This window comes from Bradyrhizobium sp. UFLA06-24, assembly GCF_054967145.1.
This window is the reverse complement of sequence record NZ_JADFUE010000028.1, coordinates 59,321-77,701: the sequence shown is the minus strand read 5'-3', so window position 1 is coordinate 77,701 and position 18,381 is coordinate 59,321. Positions and strand designations below refer to the sequence as shown.

At 62.6% G+C, this 18,381-nt stretch carries 18 protein-coding genes, 1 tRNA gene and 1 pseudogene; 12 read left to right on the top strand and 8 right to left on the bottom strand.

Annotated features, from left to right (window positions below; translation table 11 throughout):
• The first annotated feature begins 83 nt into the window (after positions 1–83).
• The 3 genes and pseudogenes from rpoD to IF809_RS22440 all read left to right on the top strand — a co-directional run.
• On the top strand, positions 84–2,234 hold the full coding sequence (rpoD, locus tag IF809_RS22450; RefSeq protein WP_462838552.1) for an RNA polymerase sigma factor RpoD: 2,151 nt from the start codon (positions 84–86) through the stop codon (positions 2,232–2,234).
• A gap of 159 nt (positions 2,235–2,393) precedes the next feature.
• The gene (locus tag IF809_RS22445; protein WP_462838551.1) at positions 2,394–3,149 is read left to right on the top strand and encodes a DUF3800 domain-containing protein; all 756 of its coding nucleotides are present in this window, start codon (positions 2,394–2,396) and stop codon (positions 3,147–3,149) included.
• 118 nt (positions 3,150–3,267) lie between these two features.
• Positions 3,268–3,375 (top strand): annotated as a pseudogene (locus IF809_RS22440) (sigma factor-like helix-turn-helix DNA-binding protein); the annotation flags it as partial.
• A gap of 97 nt (positions 3,376–3,472) precedes the next feature.
• On the opposite strand, the gene IF809_RS22435 reads toward IF809_RS22440, so the two are convergent.
• The 5 genes from IF809_RS22435 to IF809_RS22415 form a co-directional block, all read right to left on the bottom strand.
• Positions 3,473–4,636, bottom strand: a complete 1,164-nt coding sequence (locus IF809_RS22435; protein ID WP_462838550.1) for a pentapeptide repeat-containing protein — start codon at positions 4,634–4,636, stop codon at positions 3,473–3,475.
• Between the two features lie 366 nt (positions 4,637–5,002).
• Positions 5,003–5,560: a DUF305 domain-containing protein gene (locus IF809_RS22430; protein ID WP_128968265.1), complete on the bottom strand. Its 558-nt coding sequence runs from the start codon at positions 5,558–5,560 to the stop codon at positions 5,003–5,005.
• A 203-nt stretch (positions 5,561–5,763) separates the two neighbouring features.
• Complete coding sequence (locus IF809_RS22425; RefSeq protein WP_057747080.1) at positions 5,764–6,000, bottom strand: hypothetical protein; 237 nt, start codon at positions 5,998–6,000, stop codon at positions 5,764–5,766.
• A 540-nt stretch (positions 6,001–6,540) separates the two neighbouring features.
• On the bottom strand, positions 6,541–6,894 hold the full coding sequence (locus tag IF809_RS22420) for a hypothetical protein (protein WP_462838549.1): 354 nt from the start codon (positions 6,892–6,894) through the stop codon (positions 6,541–6,543).
• Between the two features lie 57 nt (positions 6,895–6,951).
• Positions 6,952–7,476: a hypothetical protein gene (locus IF809_RS22415; RefSeq protein WP_462838548.1), complete on the bottom strand. Its 525-nt coding sequence runs from the start codon at positions 7,474–7,476 to the stop codon at positions 6,952–6,954.
• A gap of 374 nt (positions 7,477–7,850) precedes the next feature.
• Between IF809_RS22415 and IF809_RS22410 the strand changes: the two genes are divergently transcribed.
• Positions 7,851–8,657: a lytic murein transglycosylase gene (locus IF809_RS22410; protein ID WP_462838547.1), complete on the top strand. Its 807-nt coding sequence runs from the start codon at positions 7,851–7,853 to the stop codon at positions 8,655–8,657.
• Positions 8,658–8,829: 172 nt separating this feature from the next.
• Here the strand turns inward: IF809_RS22410 and IF809_RS22405 are convergent, their stop codons facing one another.
• Positions 8,830–9,660, bottom strand: coding sequence for an SDR family NAD(P)-dependent oxidoreductase (locus IF809_RS22405; protein WP_462838546.1), 831 nt, complete (start codon positions 9,658–9,660; stop codon positions 8,830–8,832).
• Positions 9,661–9,786: 126 nt separating this feature from the next.
• Between IF809_RS22405 and IF809_RS22400 the strand changes: the two genes are divergently transcribed.
• The 4 genes from IF809_RS22400 (at position 9,787) to IF809_RS22385 (ending at position 13,283) form a co-directional block, all read left to right on the top strand.
• On the top strand, positions 9,787–10,161 hold the full coding sequence (locus IF809_RS22400) for a response regulator (protein WP_462838545.1): 375 nt from the start codon (positions 9,787–9,789) through the stop codon (positions 10,159–10,161).
• Positions 10,162–10,229: 68 nt separating this feature from the next.
• A complete protein-coding gene (locus IF809_RS22395) occupies positions 10,230–10,841 on the top strand; it encodes a LysE family translocator (RefSeq protein ID WP_462838544.1) in 612 nt (203 codons plus the stop codon).
• 582 nt (positions 10,842–11,423) lie between these two features.
• Positions 11,424–12,626: a GGDEF domain-containing protein gene (locus IF809_RS22390; RefSeq protein WP_462838543.1), complete on the top strand. Its 1,203-nt coding sequence runs from the start codon at positions 11,424–11,426 to the stop codon at positions 12,624–12,626.
• A 36-nt stretch (positions 12,627–12,662) separates the two neighbouring features.
• Positions 12,663–13,283 (top strand): peptidoglycan recognition protein family protein, encoded by a 621-nt coding sequence (locus IF809_RS22385; RefSeq protein ID WP_453980448.1) that lies wholly within the window; start codon positions 12,663–12,665, stop codon positions 13,281–13,283.
• 109 nt (positions 13,284–13,392) lie between these two features.
• Here IF809_RS22385 and rpoH read toward each other — a convergent pair whose 3' ends face one another.
• Both rpoH and IF809_RS22375 read right to left on the bottom strand, forming a co-directional pair.
• Positions 13,393–14,292 (bottom strand): RNA polymerase sigma factor RpoH, encoded by a 900-nt coding sequence (gene rpoH, locus IF809_RS22380; RefSeq protein WP_128968255.1) that lies wholly within the window; start codon positions 14,290–14,292, stop codon positions 13,393–13,395.
• 218 nt (positions 14,293–14,510) lie between these two features.
• A complete protein-coding gene (locus tag IF809_RS22375) occupies positions 14,511–15,518 on the bottom strand; it encodes an RluA family pseudouridine synthase (protein ID WP_462838542.1) in 1,008 nt (335 codons plus the stop codon).
• On the opposite strand from IF809_RS22375, the gene IF809_RS22370 reads away from it, so the two are divergent.
• From IF809_RS22370 to IF809_RS22355, 4 genes are all read left to right on the top strand, one after another.
• A complete protein-coding gene (locus IF809_RS22370) occupies positions 15,517–15,861 on the top strand; it encodes a hypothetical protein (RefSeq protein ID WP_453993099.1) in 345 nt (114 codons plus the stop codon). The genes IF809_RS22375 and IF809_RS22370 overlap by 2 nt on opposite strands.
• Before the next feature lie 57 nt (positions 15,862–15,918).
• Positions 15,919–15,993, top strand: a tRNA-Glu gene (locus IF809_RS22365).
• Positions 15,994–16,052: 59 nt separating this feature from the next.
• A complete protein-coding gene (locus IF809_RS22360) occupies positions 16,053–16,586 on the top strand; it encodes a 2'-5' RNA ligase family protein (RefSeq protein ID WP_462838541.1) in 534 nt (177 codons plus the stop codon).
• Between the two features lie 302 nt (positions 16,587–16,888).
• Complete coding sequence (locus IF809_RS22355) at positions 16,889–18,379, top strand: amidohydrolase family protein (RefSeq protein WP_462838540.1); 1,491 nt, start codon at positions 16,889–16,891, stop codon at positions 18,377–18,379.
• The last annotated feature ends 2 nt before the right edge of the window (positions 18,380–18,381 follow it).

Here is an 18,381-nt window from a genome sequence, read left to right as displayed (position 1 = left end):
GAGAGCGTCGAACAACAGGTTCAAGTGGATTCACGCTGGCAGGCCGCTGCGCCTCCCGCATGAAGCGCGTTTAGGAGCAATGGATGGCCACCAAGGCAAAGACGCTGCAGGCGAAGGACAAGGAAAAGGACGACAAGGCAGCGGACGCCCCGGAGAAGGACTCCCAGGACGCGCCGTCTCCCTTGCTCGATCTGTCCGACGCGGCAGTGAAGAAGATGATCAAGCAGGCCAAGAAGCGCGGCTTCGTGACCTTCGATCAGCTCAACGAAGTTTTGCCGTCCGACCAGACCTCCCCGGAGCAGATCGAGGACATCATGTCCATGCTCTCGGACATGGGCATCAACGTCACCGAAGCCGACGATAGCGAAGGCGAGGAAGAGAAGGACGAGGCCGACGACGAGACCGATAACGAGCTCGTCGAGGTCACCCAGAAGGCCGTCACCGAGGTCAAGAAGAGCGAGCCGGGCGAGCGCACCGACGATCCCGTGCGCATGTATCTGCGCGAGATGGGCACGGTCGAGCTGCTGTCCCGCGAAGGCGAAATCGCCATCGCCAAGCGCATCGAGGCCGGCCGCGAGGCGATGATCGCGGGCCTCTGCGAAAGCCCGCTGACCTTCCAGGCCATCATCATCTGGCGCGACGAGCTCAACGAAGGCAAGATCTTCCTCCGCGACATCATCGATCTCGAAGCCACCTATGCCGGCCCCGAGGCCAAGGGCGGCATGAACACTGCGATGATCGCAGGTCCTGCCGGCGAGAACGGTGAAGCCGCGGCCGATGGCGGCCAGCCGGCCGCAGCGGCGGCGCCCGCGCATGTCGCCCCGCCCGCAGCTCCGCCGTCGCCGACCCCGTTCCGCGCCGCGCAGCCGGCCGCCGCCGGTGGTGGCGAGGACAAGGATCCGGGCGAGGCCGCCGCCGAAGCCGACATGGACGAGGACGACGAGTTCGAGAACCAGATGTCGCTCGCGGCGATCGAGGCCGAGCTCAAGCCGAAGGTCGTCGAGATCTTCGACAAGATCGCCGAGAGCTACAAGAAGCTGCGCAAGCTTCAGGAGCAGGACATCCAGAACCAGCTCGAGAGCACCTCGCATGGTCCCTCGCTGTCGCCGCACCAGGAGCGCAAGTACCGCAAGCTCAAGGACGAGATCATCGTCGAGGTGAAGTCGCTGCGCCTCAACCAGGCGCGTATCGATTCACTCGTCGAGCAGCTCTACGACATCAACAAGCGCCTCGTCTCGCATGAGGGCCGCCTGATGCGCCTCGCCGACAGCCACGGCGTCGCGCGCGAAGACTTCCTGCGCAACTACACCGGCTCGGAGCTCGATCCGCGCTGGCTCAACCGCGTCTCGAAGCTGTCCGCCAAGGGCTGGAAGAACTTCGTCCACCACGAGAAGGACCGCATCAAGGACCTCCGTCACGAGGTGCATCAGCTCGCCGCGTTGACCGGCCTCGAGATCGTCGAGTTCCGCAAGATCGTGCACTCCGTGCAGAAGGGCGAGCGCGAGGCACGCCAGGCCAAGAAGGAGATGGTGGAAGCCAACCTTCGTCTGGTGATCTCGATCGCCAAGAAATACACCAACCGCGGCCTGCAATTCCTCGACCTGATCCAGGAAGGCAATATCGGCCTGATGAAGGCGGTCGATAAGTTCGAATACCGCCGCGGCTACAAGTTCTCGACCTACGCGACGTGGTGGATCCGGCAGGCGATCACGCGCTCGATCGCCGACCAGGCCCGCACCATCCGCATCCCCGTGCACATGATCGAGACGATCAACAAGATCGTGCGCACGTCCAGGCAGATGCTCAACGAGATCGGCCGCGAGCCGACCCCGGAAGAGCTCGCCGAAAAGCTCGGCATGCCGCTCGAGAAGGTCCGCAAGGTCCTCAAGATCGCCAAGGAGCCGCTCTCGCTCGAAACGCCCGTTGGCGACGAAGAAGATTCGCATCTCGGCGATTTCATCGAGGACAAGAACGCGATCCTCCCCATCGACGCCGCGATCCAGTCCAACCTGCGCGAAACCACCACGCGCGTGCTCGCCTCGCTCACCCCGCGCGAAGAGCGCGTCCTGCGCATGCGCTTCGGCATCGGCATGAATACGGATCATACGCTGGAAGAAGTGGGCCAGCAGTTCTCGGTGACGAGAGAGCGTATCCGCCAGATCGAGGCCAAGGCGCTGCGGAAGCTGAAGCATCCGAGCAGGTCGAGGAAGCTGCGGAGCTTCTTGGATAACTGACTTGGATTTGAGTATGGTACTCATTGTGGCGAGCGGCGGGCGCAGGTCCGCCGCTTTCTTTTGGCTTCGCTGCTGATCAGAAACGGTGCAGGAGAACGATATGTGCTACGTTCGTTCTTAATTGCTCTGTCCGGAGCGTGAATCGAAGAACGAAGAATAATGATTTCTATTTTTGGAGACGAGAGCTCTTCGAGCGCCCATGCGTCATATGGGTTGTTCGCTATTGCAGATAGCCATTTGCCGTTTCTCGATCGAATTGTACTAGAGACAAAAGCGTTCCTGAGGGGCTCTGCTTCTGATCCCTTGCACGCCAAAGTCCTTTTTCACGATACAACTAGATCGAGGTCGGCCTTCAAACACGCATCCCGCTCAGATGTGGAGAGGGCTTGTTTCGCTCTTCTCCAACGGCTGGCTTTACTTGACGTGCGCTTCTTCTTTGGACGAGTCGACCGTGCCACGGCCCCCAAGGTCATGCACGTTCCGTTACGAAGTGCAGATAACGAAGCAGAAATCCTCGATGCGCGAATGAAATTAGAATTATCGCACTTGCAGTTCTTTGCTTACGGTGGCGCCGCAACGAGAGCTTGTGACATCTTAAGGAATCCCGCGATCAAGGTATTCGCGGACACTAACAAATCGGTTGTTCGCTGGTTCAACGAGAATAGGCAGGCAAATCGGTTAATGGAGTTGATGTCGATAGATGCGACGCTACCTACTTGGCCAACGGTAACGTTCGTAAATGACCAAGAACATTTTGGTCTTCAGGTTGCTGATATTCTTACCTACTACGCGACCAAGCAATTTATCGATCAGCGCTTCGCTCGTCCGTTTGATGTCATCCGACACAAGACTGAATTTATGGTCTACCAATTTGCTGCTCAGGTTTATCAGCCGTACGTTCCACCGCCCGAATAACGGTTAAGCCTACGGTGCAGTCCGGCGCAGTCGCGGCAAGAGTGGAGGTGTCAACGACGCTCCCGACGCGAAACTCACGAACTTCGTGATTGTGCATTTTTCCTATCGCGGTGCGTACAGACTCTCGGTCACTCGGGAACGTATTCGCCAAATCGACGCGAAAGCGCTGCGGAAGCTGAAGCATCTGTCGCGGTCGAGGAAGCTGCGGAGCTTCTTGGATAATTGAGCTAATGGCATCCATGAAGATGAAAACGGCGAGCCTTGGCCCGCCGTTTCCAATAGGCGGCTGAGCAAAGCACTTTAGTCGCGCTTCCTGACGCTCTTCACTTACACCAAGGGATGTTTCCCTTCAGAACGACGTTCTTCTCTATCTCCTTGCGAAGGGCCGGCGAAAAGTAGGGCTGCTCAGACTTGAGTTCCTCTGGAGCCACGTTGGTTTTGTGACCGTCGCCGACGCACGCCGTTTCAAGCTGCTTTGCAGTCAGCTGCTGCGCACCCTTAAAGTTGGTGCGGGAGATGACCGCTCGCGCGAAATCAGCATCCTTTAATATGGCGCCGGAGAAATCGGCGCCCTGAAGCCCGGCATCGCTGAAGTTCGCCCCTTCCAGGTTTGCGTCGATGAAGTGAGTGACGAATTTCCGCCTCACGTCTCCGTTATCGGTGCCTTCCCTGTTATCTCCCTCGTCCCCCTTGTGAAGGTGATCGCCGATTGTCTTATCCCAGTGGGGGTTGAGGTAATCGCCCGCCTCGATGCCGATCAGGTGCGCATAGGAGAGATCGGCTTTGCCGAAGTCGGCCCGAAGCATTTTCGACCCCGAAAGCCTAGCCTTGGCAAAGCCTTGAATGACGCCCCATTCGTCTAGAACATCGACCCCGACAAAACAGCCTCCTTCCAAATTCAGCCGCTTGCCCGTCGGGTCATCGTCCTTTCTTCTTTCGCCGATAATCCGCATGGCGAGTTGTATGGTCTTGTCGCGCCGAAAACTCTCATCGCGATAATTGCTGCACGCTGCTTCCGCCCCGTCGGTCAGAAAAGCTGCGACGGCGTCGTAAACAGCTCGGTGATACGTCCGGTCGCTTCGCGCGACATAAGACAAGACATGGAGCGCTTCAGCACGAGCATCGGCCTTCGACTCTGTCGACAAAAGCTCCTTGACTGATTTCGCAAACAGATCGGCTTTCTTTTCCCTGAAGGCATCTTCATTGCTGTTGAGTTGTTGAATGGCAGTAATGAAGGCCAGAACGGCAGTGATGCCACCCACCACCTGAATGATGGATCCGCGCACCTTTCCGCGAGTTTCAATGAGGCTTGTGAGACTAGCGAGACTGACTTTCTTTGTTCCTGGATCAATCGCCTTTGACCACGGCACGGAGATCTTTGGCCAGAGCCAGATGACCAGAACGCTCAACGAAATGTAGAGTGCAATCGAGATGACCGCGGTTTTGGCCGAGACCTGATATCCCCACAACCACAATGCTGTTTCCATAATTCCTCTCCGACATGATCGCTTTCTTCAAATAAATCCAGGCTAATCTTGTAAGTATACACGATAAAAATATTCTATTTAAAGGAGAAAATGCAGGTGCGGGCGCGCCCGGCTGCTCTTGAGGAGCAGCCTAAAAATAGTTCGTGTGGCTGAATCGAGCCCGTAGGATGGGTTGAGCCCTTGCGAAACCCATCATCTTTTCTTTGTCAGCGGACGAGTCGATGGGTTTCGCTCGCGCTCAACCCATCCTACGGGAGAAGAGATCATGGCCTCGCCAATAGCAAGGAGGGCCAAGCACGCAGGTACAGAACGGCACACGATTTTCCCGGCGCTTGAATATGGCCGTGCTCTCCGCCAAGGCGAACATCAGCGTGGGACTTTGGTCGTGTCGATCCCGGCGGTCTCGTCGGTCTCCGCGGGAGGAGGTTTCTCGCCGCGCTCACGGTAAGATGGCAAATCCGACGCATTTGCTGATGGTGGGTTGGCTTCCAACCGGGAAATGTCGCGCTTCATTTCGACGATCTCGCGCACCTGGGCATCTATGATTCCGTCGGCAAGTTTCCGCACTTCCGGGTCTTTGATGTGCGCCCGCTCGCTCGTCATGATCGCTATCGAGTGGTGGGGGATCATGGCTTCCATATAGGCGACGTCGCCAATCGTTTGCTGGCTGCGCACGAGCCACAGCGAAGCCCCGAATACAAGGAGAGCGACAGCGAGAATTGCGGCATTCAGCCCGCGGCTTTTGTACATGCCGAGCATGAAGCTGAGCATGATTATCGCCATCGCCGCTCCCATGAGCAGGGCCATATAGACCCGGGTCTCGCTGAAGCGCACGTGTTCCAGGGCGTAGGTGTTGAAGTACATCAACACGAACATCACGACGGTCGAGACCGCAATCATTGCGAAAAAGCGCGTGTAGGACATGGGTCACCTCCTCAGAGGAGACGCATCGAAATTGGCAGAGTTCCTCGGATGCTGCCATGGCGGATCTGGGTGAAAATCGGCAATATTCTCAACCGGCGAAATTGTTCGGCTTTGCCCAAGATCCGACGTCGCTGATTTCTGGGTGCGGGCCCATATCGGCGGACGCATCTCCGGTTGCTTCGCTGCGTGGAGGGAGCCGAAGCTTACTTCTTCTTCGCCCCCACCCTTTCGATCCGCTCGATCTCCAACGCCGGCCTCCCGCTCTTCTCCGCGATCTCGCGGTCCTGCTCCCTGATGAAGTTGCGCGCGGGTTCGTCGCCGTCGAGGCCGCCGAGCAGTTCGGAGGGGACGCGGCGGTTGGAGCGTTGGGAGCCGTCTTCGTAGACGACGTTGAAAAAGGCGAATTCGCCCTTCGGATTGGTACCGGGTTTTTTGGCCATGGCGGCTTGTCGTCGATCAGGGCGCCGCAGTCAAATGACTTCGCGCGGCTCATGAAGATCAGCGTTCCGGCCGGTGGGCCGGCGGAGCTGGGCGTGGAACTGTCTGATTGAGCTGGTGTCTCGGGTTCGGCCTGGCTGCAGCGCGACGGCGCCTGCTGTGGCCCTTCCCCTCGATAAACGGCGAGCTGGGTGGAGCCCGCCGTTTATCTTGGGTCAACAGCGTCGCCCGGGGCTGGCGGAGCGACAACCTGAGATAGAAGGCTATCGCCTGCGCTCCGTGATGGCAAGGTGAATCATCGTGCCGTCGATGTCGCAGCGAGCGCATCAGATATGCGGCGAACATCACTCGAGGTTCCCGGGATCTTCAAAAGCAGATGCTTGGATATCCGAAACAGTTTATTCATCTTGTCGGCGCTTGCGGCGCAGCGAGCGCGCGCATGTGGTGCGGAGCTGCGCGAAGCTGCATCTCTTCCTCGCCGCGCGCACCAGATTCCGATCCGGCGCATCAGGATCGGGATGGCTCGTGCCTTGTTGCACGCGTCACATTGGACGCGCGCGGCGCGGGACTTTCTGCACGGCCATCTGTGATGCGCTGCCGCCGCCGCCTCGATCATCCTCCTCCTTGCGGCCCTGCGCCATGATCGCGCTGCCCATCGCGGCGGAGCCGAAGGTGATGACGAACGAAGCCAGCAGCAACGCGAGCCCGATGCCAGGTGCGCGATCGGCGAAGATCAATTCGCGTAGGTGGCCGGGGTTGAGCCAGAGCAGTCCGCCGACGAGGAGCGTGGCGGCGCAGGCGCCGATCGCGAGGTTGATGACGAGCAGGCGGAAAAGCGGCACCCGCAGCAGGCGAAAGGAGCGCGGCCTGGTCCGTCTTCTGGTGTTCGGCACCATGCCCTTCTCCGCAAACCTGGCTCTTGGTGGTCGGTCGTCCGTTCCGCGTCAGCAAGCTCACGCCGCCGGCGCGATCCGGTCGTCCGCCTTGGGCTGCTGCGCCTGCTGGCGCGCCATCATGTCCTGCCAGAGCGTCGCGATGCTGGCCTGCGTCTGCGGCGCGATCAGGCAGTGGCCCTCATTGTCGTAGCCGCAGAACCGCGCGGACGGATCTTTCCTGACCACGGTCAGCGCCTGGTTGATCATCTCCAGGCACGTCATGACCTGTCCGATCTCCTGCAGCCGGGTGTGATGCAGGATATCCATCAGGCGGAACGTCATCACCGCCGGCTGACCGTAGCTGATGCCGGGACGGCCGAATTCGAGGAGAACGTTGACCGCCGGGAACGTGCCGCGGATGTGCTCGAGCACGCCGGCCACGTCGTCCACGCTGCAGGCGACGAGATGGGCGGTTTGAACAGGTGCGGCGACAGGCGGGCGCGGCGCAAGGCCGAGCGAACTGATCACCTCCTGCTCGATCCATTGCCGCACCGGTGCGGGTGCGTTGCGGATCTGCTCGGTGGTGAGGGTAATTCCGGTCATGGGCTGATCTCCTGCGCGGACGTGGGCGGGCGCTGTTGTTGATCCCAGTCTATGAACGAGGCCGCGAGCCACGTTGATGCGGATCAAACCTGCCAGCTTTGACGCTGGTCGCTTTCGACGGGCGCGTTGCCGGCGGGCGCCGCCGTCCGGAGTCTGCGATGCTGGCATCCTACGCCTGTTTTGCCCGACGGGTCAAGAAAAATTCGGAAAAGCAAAATCGGCGATCACCGTGCGCCTACTGTGCATGGGGTTGTTTTGCGATTTTTGGTTTGGGAAGGAGCGGAGAGGATCGGCTCTGTGTCGCTTTGACGCGAATCCCGTTCCCGGGCATGATCGCCTTCCGCTTCGTGCCCATGTCATCAGGATGCTTTCGAATGTTGAGATCGCTGTTCGCCGCCGCCGTCATCGTCACCCTGGCCGGCGGCTCGGCCGAGGCCGCGCGCTGCGGCGGCGACTTCAACAGCTTCATCGCCTCCATGACGGCGGAAGCGCAGGCCGCGGGCGTCTCGGCCGCCGTGACCAGCGCGGCGTTCAGCGGCATCACGCCTGACGGGGCCGTGCTCGCCTTCGACCGTCGCCAGCGCTACACCTTCAACAAGACCTTCGAGCAATATGTCTCGACCCGCGTCGGCGCCGGGCGCATCAATGGCGGACGCGCGCTGCTGCAGCGTCATGCCGCGCTGCTCTCGCGCATCGAGCAGCAGTACGGCGTGCCTCGGCAGATCCTGGTCGCGATCTGGGGCCTGGAGAGCGATTTCGGCAAGGGCGACATGGGCAAGCTGCCGGTGATCCGCACGCTGGCGACGCTGGCGCATGACTGCCGCCGCACCGAGCTGTTCCAGGGCGAGCTGCTCGCCGCGCTCAAGATCGTGCAACGCGGCGACCTGCCGCTGCGCGACCTGATCGGCGCCTATGCCGGCGAGATCGGCCAGACCCAGTTCCTGCCGTCGTCCTACATCAAGTACGGTGTCGACTTCGACGGCGACGGCCATGTCGACCTCCGTCACAGCGTCCCCGACGTGCTCGCCTCGACCGCGAACCTGTTGCACTCGAACGGCTTCAAGATGGGCCAGCCCTATGGCGAGGGCTCGGCCAATTTCGAAGCGATGCGCGAGTGGAACAGGGCGGTGATCTACCGCAAGACGATCGGCTATTTTGCGGACCGGCTGGTGGGGCAGTAGGTCGGCGAGAGACGGAGCACCCGCGCCTCATACGCGGTGTCATCGCCCGACTTGATCGGGCGATCCAGTATTCCAGAGACAGCGTTGATCGAACCGAGAAGCCGCGGCGTACTGGATGCCCCGGTCGAGCCGGGGCATGACAGTGGAGTGTGAGGCGCGGCTCTCCCTCACTTCATTTCCCCTTCGCCATCTTCTCGATCCGCCGCTGCAGCGGCGCCCAGTACGTCCCCGGGCGGAAGCGCTGCAGGATATCCATGAACCTTGCGTCGTTGCCGATCAGGATGCGCGGCTCGTTTCTCTCGATGCCCCTGATGATGCGCAGCGCGGCGTCCTTTGGCGTGGTCTTCGCCGCAGCCTCGAACCGGTCGAGAATCTGCGCGCGGCGCGCATTGTCGGTGACGCCAACGCCGGTGCGCGAGGAGCGCGCGATGCTGGTCGCGACGCCGCCGGGATGCACCACCGACAGCTTGACCGGGCTGCCCGCGGCCGCGAGCTCGTGGCGCACGCTCTCGGAAAAGCCGCGCACCGCGAACTTCGCGGCCGCATAGGCCGATTGTCCCGGCGGCGCGATGATGCCGAAGATCGAGGAGAGGTTGACGATATGCGCCTCGCTCCGCGTCTTCAGGTGCGGCAGGAAGGCGCGCGTGCCGTGCACCACACCCCAGAAGTTGATGTCGAATAGCCAGTCCATCTGCGCCTGATCGATCTCCTCGAATTGCCCGAGCAGTGCCACGCCAGCATTGTTGACGAGGATATTGAGCGCGGGATGCGCCGCGACCGCCTCGCGCGCGAATTGCGCGATCTCGGCGGGCTCGCCGACGTCGAGGCGATGCACGCTGATCTTGCGTTGCGTGCCGATCTCGGCGGCGAGCGATTTCAATCCTGCTTCGTCGCGATCGGCGAGCGCGAGATCGCAGCCGCGCTCTGCAAGCTCGATTGCAAGCGCACGACCGATGCCGCTCGCCGCTCCCGTGATAGCGGCCGCGCCGCGAATCGCCGTCATGAGACCTCCCGTCAAGCCCCGAGGGGGGAACAACAATTTACATTTTTTCAGATTGGAACAGAACTGTCGTCCGGTTCCCGTCTTAACATGAATTACTTCGGCAAGGCCAAGCATTGGGAGCAACCAATGGGACAATCAAAGCCATTCACGGCGACGGCACTCATCGTCGAGGACGACCTCATGCAGCGGGAGATGCTGTGTCTCCTCCTTGAGGAAAGTGGCTATGAGGTGATCCAGTGCGAAAGCGCGGAGGCCGCCGAGCGTGTGCTGGAGAAGAATGCCGGCGCGCTCTGCCTGATGCTGACCGACGTCCAGCTCGCCGGCCGGATGAGCGGTGTCGAGCTCGCGCATGTCGCCAAGGATCGCAATCCGAAGCTCGACGTCGTCGTGACCTCGGGCCGCCCCTTGATGCAGCCCTTGCCCGCCGGCGCAAAGTTCTGGGCCAAGCCATGGGCGCCGCTCGACGTGTTGCGAGAGGCCGAGATCGCCCAGCTGAACTGAGGCGCGAGTGCGCTGCGCTGACCGCGTCGTGACTTCTCCGTCCGTCTCAGGGGTGGTACGATCACGACATGTCCTGGTCCTTCCTGCTCACCTCGCTCTTCGTCGTTGCCTCACCGGGTACCGGCGTTCTCTATACTCTGGCCGCCGCATTGACGCGGGGTTCGCGCGCCAGTGTCGCGGCGGCCTTCGGCTGCACGCTGGGAATCGTGCCGCACATGTGTGCTGCGATGCTCGGGCTTGCCGCCGTGCTCCACACCAGCGCGCTCGCCTTCGCCGCGCTGAAATGGTGCGGCGTGGCCTATCTGCTCTATATGTCCTGGCAGGCGCTGCGCGAGAGCGGGGCGCTCGCGGTCGAGGCTGATTTCAAGGAGCGCTCGAGCGCCCGTGTCATCGTCACCGGCTTCCTGATCAACATCCTCAACCCGAAGCTCTCGATCTTCTTCCTCGCCTTTCTGCCGCAGTTCATCGCGGCGGACGAGGCGCATGTGCTGGCGCGGATGATGGAGCTGAGCGGCGCCTTCATGGCGATGACCTTTGCGGTGTTCGTCGTCTACGGCGTCTGCGCGGCGTCGGTGCGCGAGCGCGTCATCTCCCGCCCCGGTGTGATGGCCTGGCTGCGCCGCTCCTTTGCCACCGGCTTTGCCCTGCTGGGCGCCAAGCTCGCCTTCGCCGAGCGCTAGCCAATAAAAAAGCGGGCCTCTCGCCCGCCACCTTCAATCTGTTCGACCCGACGCCCGGGCGGAGCGTGCTCCACCCGGGCAAAGAAAAAGAAGCCGCGTTACTTCTTCTTCGCCTTCTTGGCCTTTTTCGCCTTCTTCTTCGTCGCCTTCTTCGCTTTCTTAGCCATAGGATCCTCTTAAGGGTTAATGGTGAAACGCGACACGAGGAACGCTCGGCGGAGGGCCAGCCTCGCAACATCCTCGATGACAAACTCAGCAGATTCGCGCCTCGCTGCCCCGCCTCGTCACATCTGTGTCATCCCGTTATCCACAGCTCAGATGCATTTTCAGGTGATTTTGGGCCGCGAATCCGCTTCGCGGCGCGCCGCCATGTGCGTGCATCGCCGCCGGCGGCGTGCCTAACGATCCGATAATCGAGTTGGCCGCATTCATGAATCCAAAACCAAGGGCGCGTTTTCGACGATCGCAGTGAGGTTCCGTTAAGTGCAACTCGCGCATGGTTCACCGCAAGAACACGGGGGCGGTGATGGACGGACATTTGCCAATCGGAAGAGGCGGGACGCGGCATGTCCCGACGTCGTCATGTTGAGCGTGCCGACACTCTGGACTGTGTTCATCATCAACTTTCTCGCGCTCGGCCTGATCTGGGCTTATGTGGCGCGCTCCTATCCCAAATTCGCGGCGGCGCGATTCTGGATGGCATCGGCGTTCGTAGGCGCCGGCGGCGCGATGACCGCGCTGATCCGTCTGCTCGTCGATTCCCCCGTGCCGACCGCGGCTGGCGCTGTCGGCATCATCACAGCGTGCTGCCTGGCCGCCATGGGCATCCAGCGCTTCTACGACCAGCCGGTGTCGTGGCGCCTCATGGTCGCGACGACCGCGTCGAGCTTCGCCGGCATCGTGGCGTTCCTGTTCGTCTCCGATCACATGCTGCTGCGCATGGCGAGTTACACGCTCGGGCAGGCCGTTCCGCTGGTGGTGGCGCTGCCCCTGTTGCTGTCGCCGCCCGAAGGCCGCGTCAGTCCGGGGGCGCGGCTATCAGGCACCGTCATCCTCGCCATTATCGCCATGTTCGTGCTGCGTACGGCGGGCAATCTGTTCGGCTACGACTTCTCGGCGCGGGGCGCGGGTCAGGTCCATGGCTTCCTGGTGCTCGGACTGTTGTTCCTGTCCATGACGCTCAATTTCGGCTTCCTGCTGATGGCGATGGATCGCCTGCGCAACGAGGTCGCCGACCTCGCGCTGCTCGACGATCTCACGGGCGTCGCCAATCGCCGCCACCTGTTGCAGCGGCTGTCGGAGGAATGCGCCCGCTCGGAGCGCAGCGGTGAGCCGTTCTCGCTGCTGGTGATCGACCTCGACGGCTTCAAGACCATCAACGACACCCATGGCCACGCCGCGGGCGATGCCTGCCTGCAGCACTTCACCCTGATGGCACAGACGCGCCTGCGGCCGGGCGACATGCTCGCCCGGACCGGCGGCGACGAGTTCTGCGTCGTGCTGCCATCCTCATCCTTGCGCGAAGGCGCGCTGATCGCCCGCCGCATTGTCGAGGTCTGTCGCCAGGACGCCGCCGCCTGCTCCGGCAACGACATCCCGATCGCGATCTCGATCGGCGTTGCGGAATGGGATCGGGGCATCGGCAAATTCCCCGACAAGCTGATCGCCCACGCCGACCACGCCCTTTATGCCGCCAAGAAGAACGGCAAGAACGATTTCGCCGTCTACGATCCGGCCCCGCCCCTGTCGCCCGAGCCGATCGAACCCGCGCGCAAATTCGCGTAGATCTGCTAGGCTCGGATCCGTTGTTGGATCCCAGTGATGATATCTCGCCTTGTCGCGGCCGTTCTGGCCGCTGTTCTGATCGCTCCTGCCGCCGCCACCGATGCCGGGCTCGCAAGGCTCGCGCGCAGCTCCGGCACGCCCGACATCCCCGGCCTGAAGATGGTCTGGCTCGCGCCGTGGGGCGATGTCCGTGACGCCCATCCCTGGCGCAACATCATCGTGCACCAGACCGAGGGGCGGGCGGGCTCGGCGCGCGTCGGCGCGCGAGAGCAGTCGAAGAATCCGACCCGGCGCGGCGTCACGGTCTGGGTCGAGACCGACGGCACGGTCTATTGGGCGGTCGCGGAGAATCTGGTCCCGACGCATGGCGACGGTGCCAACCGTCACGATAACAAGTACATCGACAACAGTGCGACCTATCACCAGGTGGTGGGCGACAATTCGATCGGCGTCGAGTTCGCCGGCAACTTCCCGGATGTCGCAAGGGGGCCGACCCCGGCCCAGGTCGCGGCCTGGAAGATCCTCGTCAAGATTCTGCAGGCGCGCTACGACATTCCGTCCTCCCGCATCTACGCGCACAACTGGATCGACATCAAGGACGAGCGCTATTGCGAAGGCTGCTGGCTCGCCACGCTGGCGCGGACATGGGGGAAGTGAAGGTGCGTGCGGACGAGCCGGCGACCAGTTCGCACAGCAAAAAAGCCGGCGTTGCCGCCGGCTTTTCGTCTCGTCTCGATCCGCCAATGTCTGGCGCGAAAGCCCTTGCTTAGTGCGCGGCTTCCAGCGCAGCCTGTTCCTGCCTTGCGATCGTGCCCTTGACCGCGGACTGCACCTTCTCGAAGGCGCGAACCTCGATCTGGCGGACGCGCTCGCGCGATACGCCGAATTCGGCGGCAAGGTCTTCCAGCGTCATCGGCTCATCGGCGAGGCGGCGGGCCTCGAAGATGCGGCGTTCACGCGGGTTGAGCACGCCCATGGCGCCGTTCAGCGCGTCACGGCGATGATCGTACTCCTCGTGCTCCGCCATCATGGCTTCCTGGTTGGGCGTATTGTCGACCAGCCAGTCCTGCCACTCGCCGGCTTCGCCGTCGTCGCGGATCGGCGCGTTGAGCGACGCATCACCGCCGAGGCGGCGGTTCATGTCGATCACGTCCTGGTCCGTGACGCCGAGGCGCTTGGCAATGATCTTGACCTGGTCGGGGCGGAGATCGCCCTCGTCCAGCGCGTTGATCTTGCTCTTCGCCTTGCGCAGGTTGAAGAACAGCTTCTTCTGGTTCGCGGTGGTGCCCATCTTCACGAGCGACCAGGAACGCAGGATGTACTCTTGAATCGACGCCTTGATCCACCACATCGCATAGGTGGCAAGACGGAAGCCCTTTTCAGGCTCGAAGCGCTTCACCGCCTGCATCAGGCCGACGTTGCCTTCCGAGACGACCTCGGAGATCGGCAAGCCGTAGCCGCGATAGCCCATGGCGATCTTGGCGACGAGCCGGAGATGGCTGGTGACGAGTTGATGTGCCGCGTCGCGATCGTCATGCTCGCGCCAACGCTTGGCGAGCATGTATTCCTGCTGGGGTTCCAGCATCGGGAACTTGCGGATCTCGGCGAGGTAGCGAGAGAGGCCGGATTCTCCATTGAGGACCGGCAAAGCAGCGGTACGGGCCATATGTAAGCCCTCCAAGGTTCAGGCCCCCGATAGCGGCGGGCCAGGCAGACGACCGCTTGGTTAAAGCCGGCCGTAGCTGCGATGTTCCACGTCGGTCACTTCCAACGCAGCCGCAATATACTCCATCGGGGGGCAAAAAGGGAAGGATTGCTGACGTCACGTCCCCGTGTGGCAGCCATAACTTTTTGTAAGGTAACGGTTTTCTCAAGGCCCCTGCGTCATAGCGCCGCTTTCAGGGTGCTTTCCAGGAGAAGCAAATCCTCCGGCAGACCGGTCTCCCAGTGAAGAAGTTCTCCGGTCCTGGGGTGCTCCAGTACCAGCAAATAGGCATGCAAGGCTTGCCGGCCGAGCGCGGCCAGAGCGGCCTGCGACTCGGGACCGAGTTGGTTCGCCTTGGTCTTGAAATGGGGACCATAGATAGCGTCCCCCATCAGGGGATGGCCGATATGGGCGAGGTGGACGCGGATCTGGTGGGTGCGGCCGGTCTCGAGCTCGCAGGCGAGCAGGGCTGCGACCGGTTTGCCGTCGCGGCCGGTAAAACTCTCAAGCAGCTCCCAATGCGTCACGGCCTCGCGGCCGCCCTGGCGCACCGCCATTTTTTCCCGCGCATGGGGGTGGCGGTCGATCGGCGCATCGACGGTGCCGCGGTGCCGCCCCGGCAGCCCCCAGGCGAATGCCAGATAGCCACGCCGCATCGGACCGGTGCGGCCATGATCGGCGAACTGGGCGGTCAGCGAGGCGTGCGCGAGATCGTTCTTCGCCACCACCATCAGGCCGGTCGTGTCCTTGTCCAGCCGGTGTACGATGCCGGGCCGGCGCACCCCGCCGATGCCCGACAGCGAGGTGCCGCAATGGGCGATCAGGGCGTTCACGAGGGTGCCGGTCTCGTGGCCGGCTGCGGGGTGTACCACCAGCCCTTTGGGCTTGTTGATGACGATGATGTCGTCGTCCTCGAACACGATATCGAGCGCGATGTCCTCGCCCTTGGGCTCCGGCGGGGCCGCCTCCGGTACATCGATTATGATCGTATCGCCTGAAGTGACGTGATAAGCGGGGTCGCGGACCTCGGCGGCCTTCAGGGTCACGGCGCCCGCCAGAATCAGGGCTTTGAGCCTTGATCGCGACAGCTCGGGAAGGCGCGCCGCCAGCACGCGGTCGAGCCGGGCCGAGCCCTCGTCGCCTTCGACCACGACTTCCAACCGCTGCGCTGAACCTGAGCTTTCCATGACGACGTCTGATACCGCTGTTCCCGAACCGACCTCCGAGCAGGCCGCGCTGTTTGCGCGGGTGCGGCGGATGATGCTGATCGCGGGGTTGACCACGGCGCTGGCCGTCTGCGCCGTCCTGATCGCGGTGGGCTACCGCCTTTTCAAGTCGGAGGGAAGGGCAGCCGGCCCCGTGGGCGACGTCATCGCGACGCTGCCGAAAGGCGCCAAGATCGTCTCCACCGGCCTTGCCGGCGACCGCCTCGTCGTCACGCTCGATATCGGCGGGGTCACCGAGATCCGCACCTTCGATGCCCAGACGCTCAAGCCGGCGGGAAAGCTGAAATTTGCCAATGAGCCGTAAAACGGCTGCTTGGGTCCTTGCGGCGGACAAATTTCGAGGCTATTCGGTACCTCTCACGCTCCCTTCGTCTAGCGGTTAGGACGCGGCCCTCTCAAGGCTGAAACAGGGGTTCGATTCCCCTAGGGAGCGCCATTTCTGCAAATCTTCCCCCATCGATCTTGATTGGTTGTTCCACCCCCCTGGGTGAGCCCGTGGCATTGGCGATCAACATTCGAGCCGACAACAATTCGGCAGACGAGATCGAGCAGTTGTGGGATCAGGTCGGCGCATTCGAGGCCGCACCATCGATGCGCGCGCTCGGCTACCGCCCGCATTTTACATTTGCGATCTACGATGGGTCCGCGATCGAACAACAGGTCGCATGGGACGCCATGCTGGCAGCCGTTGTTGGTGAAACGCAACTGCGGATCGAATTCAAGCGAATACGCTGGTTCGAAGGCTCTCCGCTTGTGCTCTGGGCGGAGCCGGTGGTCGACAGCGCCCTGGCCCGTATCCACCGCGCCGTCAGCGCGGCAATCGATCCGGCACATTGTCGTCCTCACTACCGGCCGGGCGCATGGATTCCGCATTGTACCCTCGGCACTGCCGTCGCCGATGAACGGCGCAATGACGCCATTGCCTTTGCGCGGGCGTTCGATCGCAGCATCGAGCTGACGTTCGACGTGGTGGATTGCGTTGTCTTCCCGCCAGTGCGGATAATCGCCGAGTGGCGGTTGCCGTCGTAACTGGCTGCCACGACTGTGCCCGCGATGGATCGTGCTTCGTCTGGCGAGCCGGGCCCGAAATTTTGGGTGGACATCGTCCTTACTGAGGGCGTAACGGCCTTTGCCGGCAAATGGACCCCGCCATTGTGCTGCAAGCCCCGATTTAGCTCCTGCGTTGACGGGCCTCACGTACAAGCATGCAGCATCGGCAGCGGAGGTGGTGCTCGTTCCCTCAAAAATCTGCACTATGCGGCCGGTCTCTGCCTCCGAAGCTGCTGCCGGGCCTTTGGAGGGTTTGAAAGATAGTTTGGCGAGGTGACGGTATGGGCGGTTTGGTGATCTCTGGCGGCCGGGTTGTGGATCCCGCGAGCGGAATGGATGCCGTTGGCGACGTGGCGGTGGTGGAAGGCAGGATCGCTGCGGTCGGCTCGTCACTCGGCGGCGCCGAGCGGGTGATCGATGCGACCGGGCTCGTGGTCGCGCCCGGCTTCATCGATCTGCACGCCCACGGCCAGTCGATCCCGGCTGACCGCATGCAGGCGTTCGACGGCGTGACGACGACGCTCGATCTCGAGGCCGGCGTGCTGCCGGTCGCGTCCTGGTACGAGCGGCAGGCGAGGCGAGGCCGCGTACTGAATTACGGCGCCGCCACCAACTGGGCCTTCGCGCGCATCGGCGCGATGACGGGCTCCAATGCCGAGAGCTCGCTGGAGGCGTTCGGCAACGCCATGCGCGACCGCCGCTGGATGGACAATGTCGCGACCGATGCGGAGGTCGCCGGCATCCTCGAGCGCCTGGCGCGCGGCCTGAATGAAGGCGGTATCGGCATCGGTATCTTGAACGCCTATGCGCCGGGCGCCGGCGTGCAGGAGCTGACGGCGGTCTGCCAGCTCGCAGCCAAGCAGAACGTACCGACCTTTACCCACGTCGCCTACATGTCGCGCATCGACCCCGAAAGCGCCGCGGAGGCCTATATCCGCCTGATCGGCTACGCCGGCGCCACCGGCGCACATATGCACATCTGCCATTTCAATTCGTCGAGCAAGACCGACGTCGAGCGCTGCCGCGTGCTGATCGAGAAGGCACAGGCGCAAGGGCTCCCCATCACCGTCGAGGCTTACCCTTATGGCACCGGCTCGACCGTGCTGGCGGCGGCGTTCTTCAGCGATCCCCAGTTTGTCGAACGCAACGGCACCGGTTACGATTCCGTGCAGCGCGTGACCGACGGCTATCGCTTCCACGACCGCGAGGAGCTCTTGAAGGCGCAGGCCGAGGAGCCGTCCTCGCTGGTGCTCTGGCACATCCTCGACACCGAGAACAATGCGCATCACCGCGACCTGCTCGATATGTCGGTGCTCTATCCCGGCGGCGCGATCGCGTCCGACGCGATGCCATGGACGCTGTCTGACGGCAGCACCTACAAGGGCGACGCCTGGCCGCTGCCCGATGACGCCACCTCGCATCCGCGCTCGGCCGGCTGCTTCACGAAGTTCATCCGCGAATGGGTGCGCGAGCGCAAGGCTGTGTCGCTGCTCGAAGGCGTCCGCAAATGCGCGCTGATTCCCGCGGAGATCCTGTCGCAGAGCACGCCCGCGATGCGCGCCAAGGGCCGGCTCGCCAGGGATGCGGATGGCGACATCGTCGTGTTCGACTATGAGAAGCTTTCGGACCGCGCGACCTTCACGGCGATGAACCGCCCGTCGGAGGGCGTGCGGCATCTCGTCGTCAGCGGTCAGGTGCTGATCAGCGACGGCGTGCTCGACGTCGCGGCGCGGCCGGGAAAGCCCGTGCGCCGTCCCGTCGTCGGGAGCTGATC

Coding starts and splice junctions, on each gene's coding strand:
- rpoD (WP_462838552.1), top strand. CDS start 84: ATGGCCACCAAGGCAAAGACGCTGCAGGCGAAGGACAAGGAAAAGGAC.
- IF809_RS22445 (WP_462838551.1), top strand. CDS start 2,394: ATGATTTCTATTTTTGGAGACGAGAGCTCTTCGAGCGCCCATGCGTCA.
- IF809_RS22435 (WP_462838550.1), bottom strand. CDS start 4,636: ATGGAAACAGCATTGTGGTTGTGGGGATATCAGGTCTCGGCCAAAACC.
- IF809_RS22430 (WP_128968265.1), bottom strand. CDS start 5,560: ATGTCCTACACGCGCTTTTTCGCAATGATTGCGGTCTCGACCGTCGTG.
- IF809_RS22425 (WP_057747080.1), bottom strand. CDS start 6,000: ATGGCCAAAAAACCCGGTACCAATCCGAAGGGCGAATTCGCCTTTTTC.
- IF809_RS22420 (WP_462838549.1), bottom strand. CDS start 6,894: ATGGTGCCGAACACCAGAAGACGGACCAGGCCGCGCTCCTTTCGCCTG.
- IF809_RS22415 (WP_462838548.1), bottom strand. CDS start 7,476: ATGACCGGAATTACCCTCACCACCGAGCAGATCCGCAACGCACCCGCA.
- IF809_RS22410 (WP_462838547.1), top strand. CDS start 7,851: ATGTTGAGATCGCTGTTCGCCGCCGCCGTCATCGTCACCCTGGCCGGC.
- IF809_RS22405 (WP_462838546.1), bottom strand. CDS start 9,660: ATGACGGCGATTCGCGGCGCGGCCGCTATCACGGGAGCGGCGAGCGGC.
- IF809_RS22400 (WP_462838545.1), top strand. CDS start 9,787: ATGGGACAATCAAAGCCATTCACGGCGACGGCACTCATCGTCGAGGAC.
- IF809_RS22395 (WP_462838544.1), top strand. CDS start 10,230: ATGTCCTGGTCCTTCCTGCTCACCTCGCTCTTCGTCGTTGCCTCACCG.
- IF809_RS22390 (WP_462838543.1), top strand. CDS start 11,424: ATGTTGAGCGTGCCGACACTCTGGACTGTGTTCATCATCAACTTTCTC.
- IF809_RS22385 (WP_453980448.1), top strand. CDS start 12,663: ATGATATCTCGCCTTGTCGCGGCCGTTCTGGCCGCTGTTCTGATCGCT.
- rpoH (WP_128968255.1), bottom strand. CDS start 14,292: ATGGCCCGTACCGCTGCTTTGCCGGTCCTCAATGGAGAATCCGGCCTC.
- IF809_RS22370 (WP_453993099.1), top strand. CDS start 15,517: ATGACGACGTCTGATACCGCTGTTCCCGAACCGACCTCCGAGCAGGCC.
- IF809_RS22375 (WP_462838542.1), bottom strand. CDS start 15,518: ATGGAAAGCTCAGGTTCAGCGCAGCGGTTGGAAGTCGTGGTCGAAGGC.
- IF809_RS22355 (WP_462838540.1), top strand. CDS start 16,889: ATGGGCGGTTTGGTGATCTCTGGCGGCCGGGTTGTGGATCCCGCGAGC.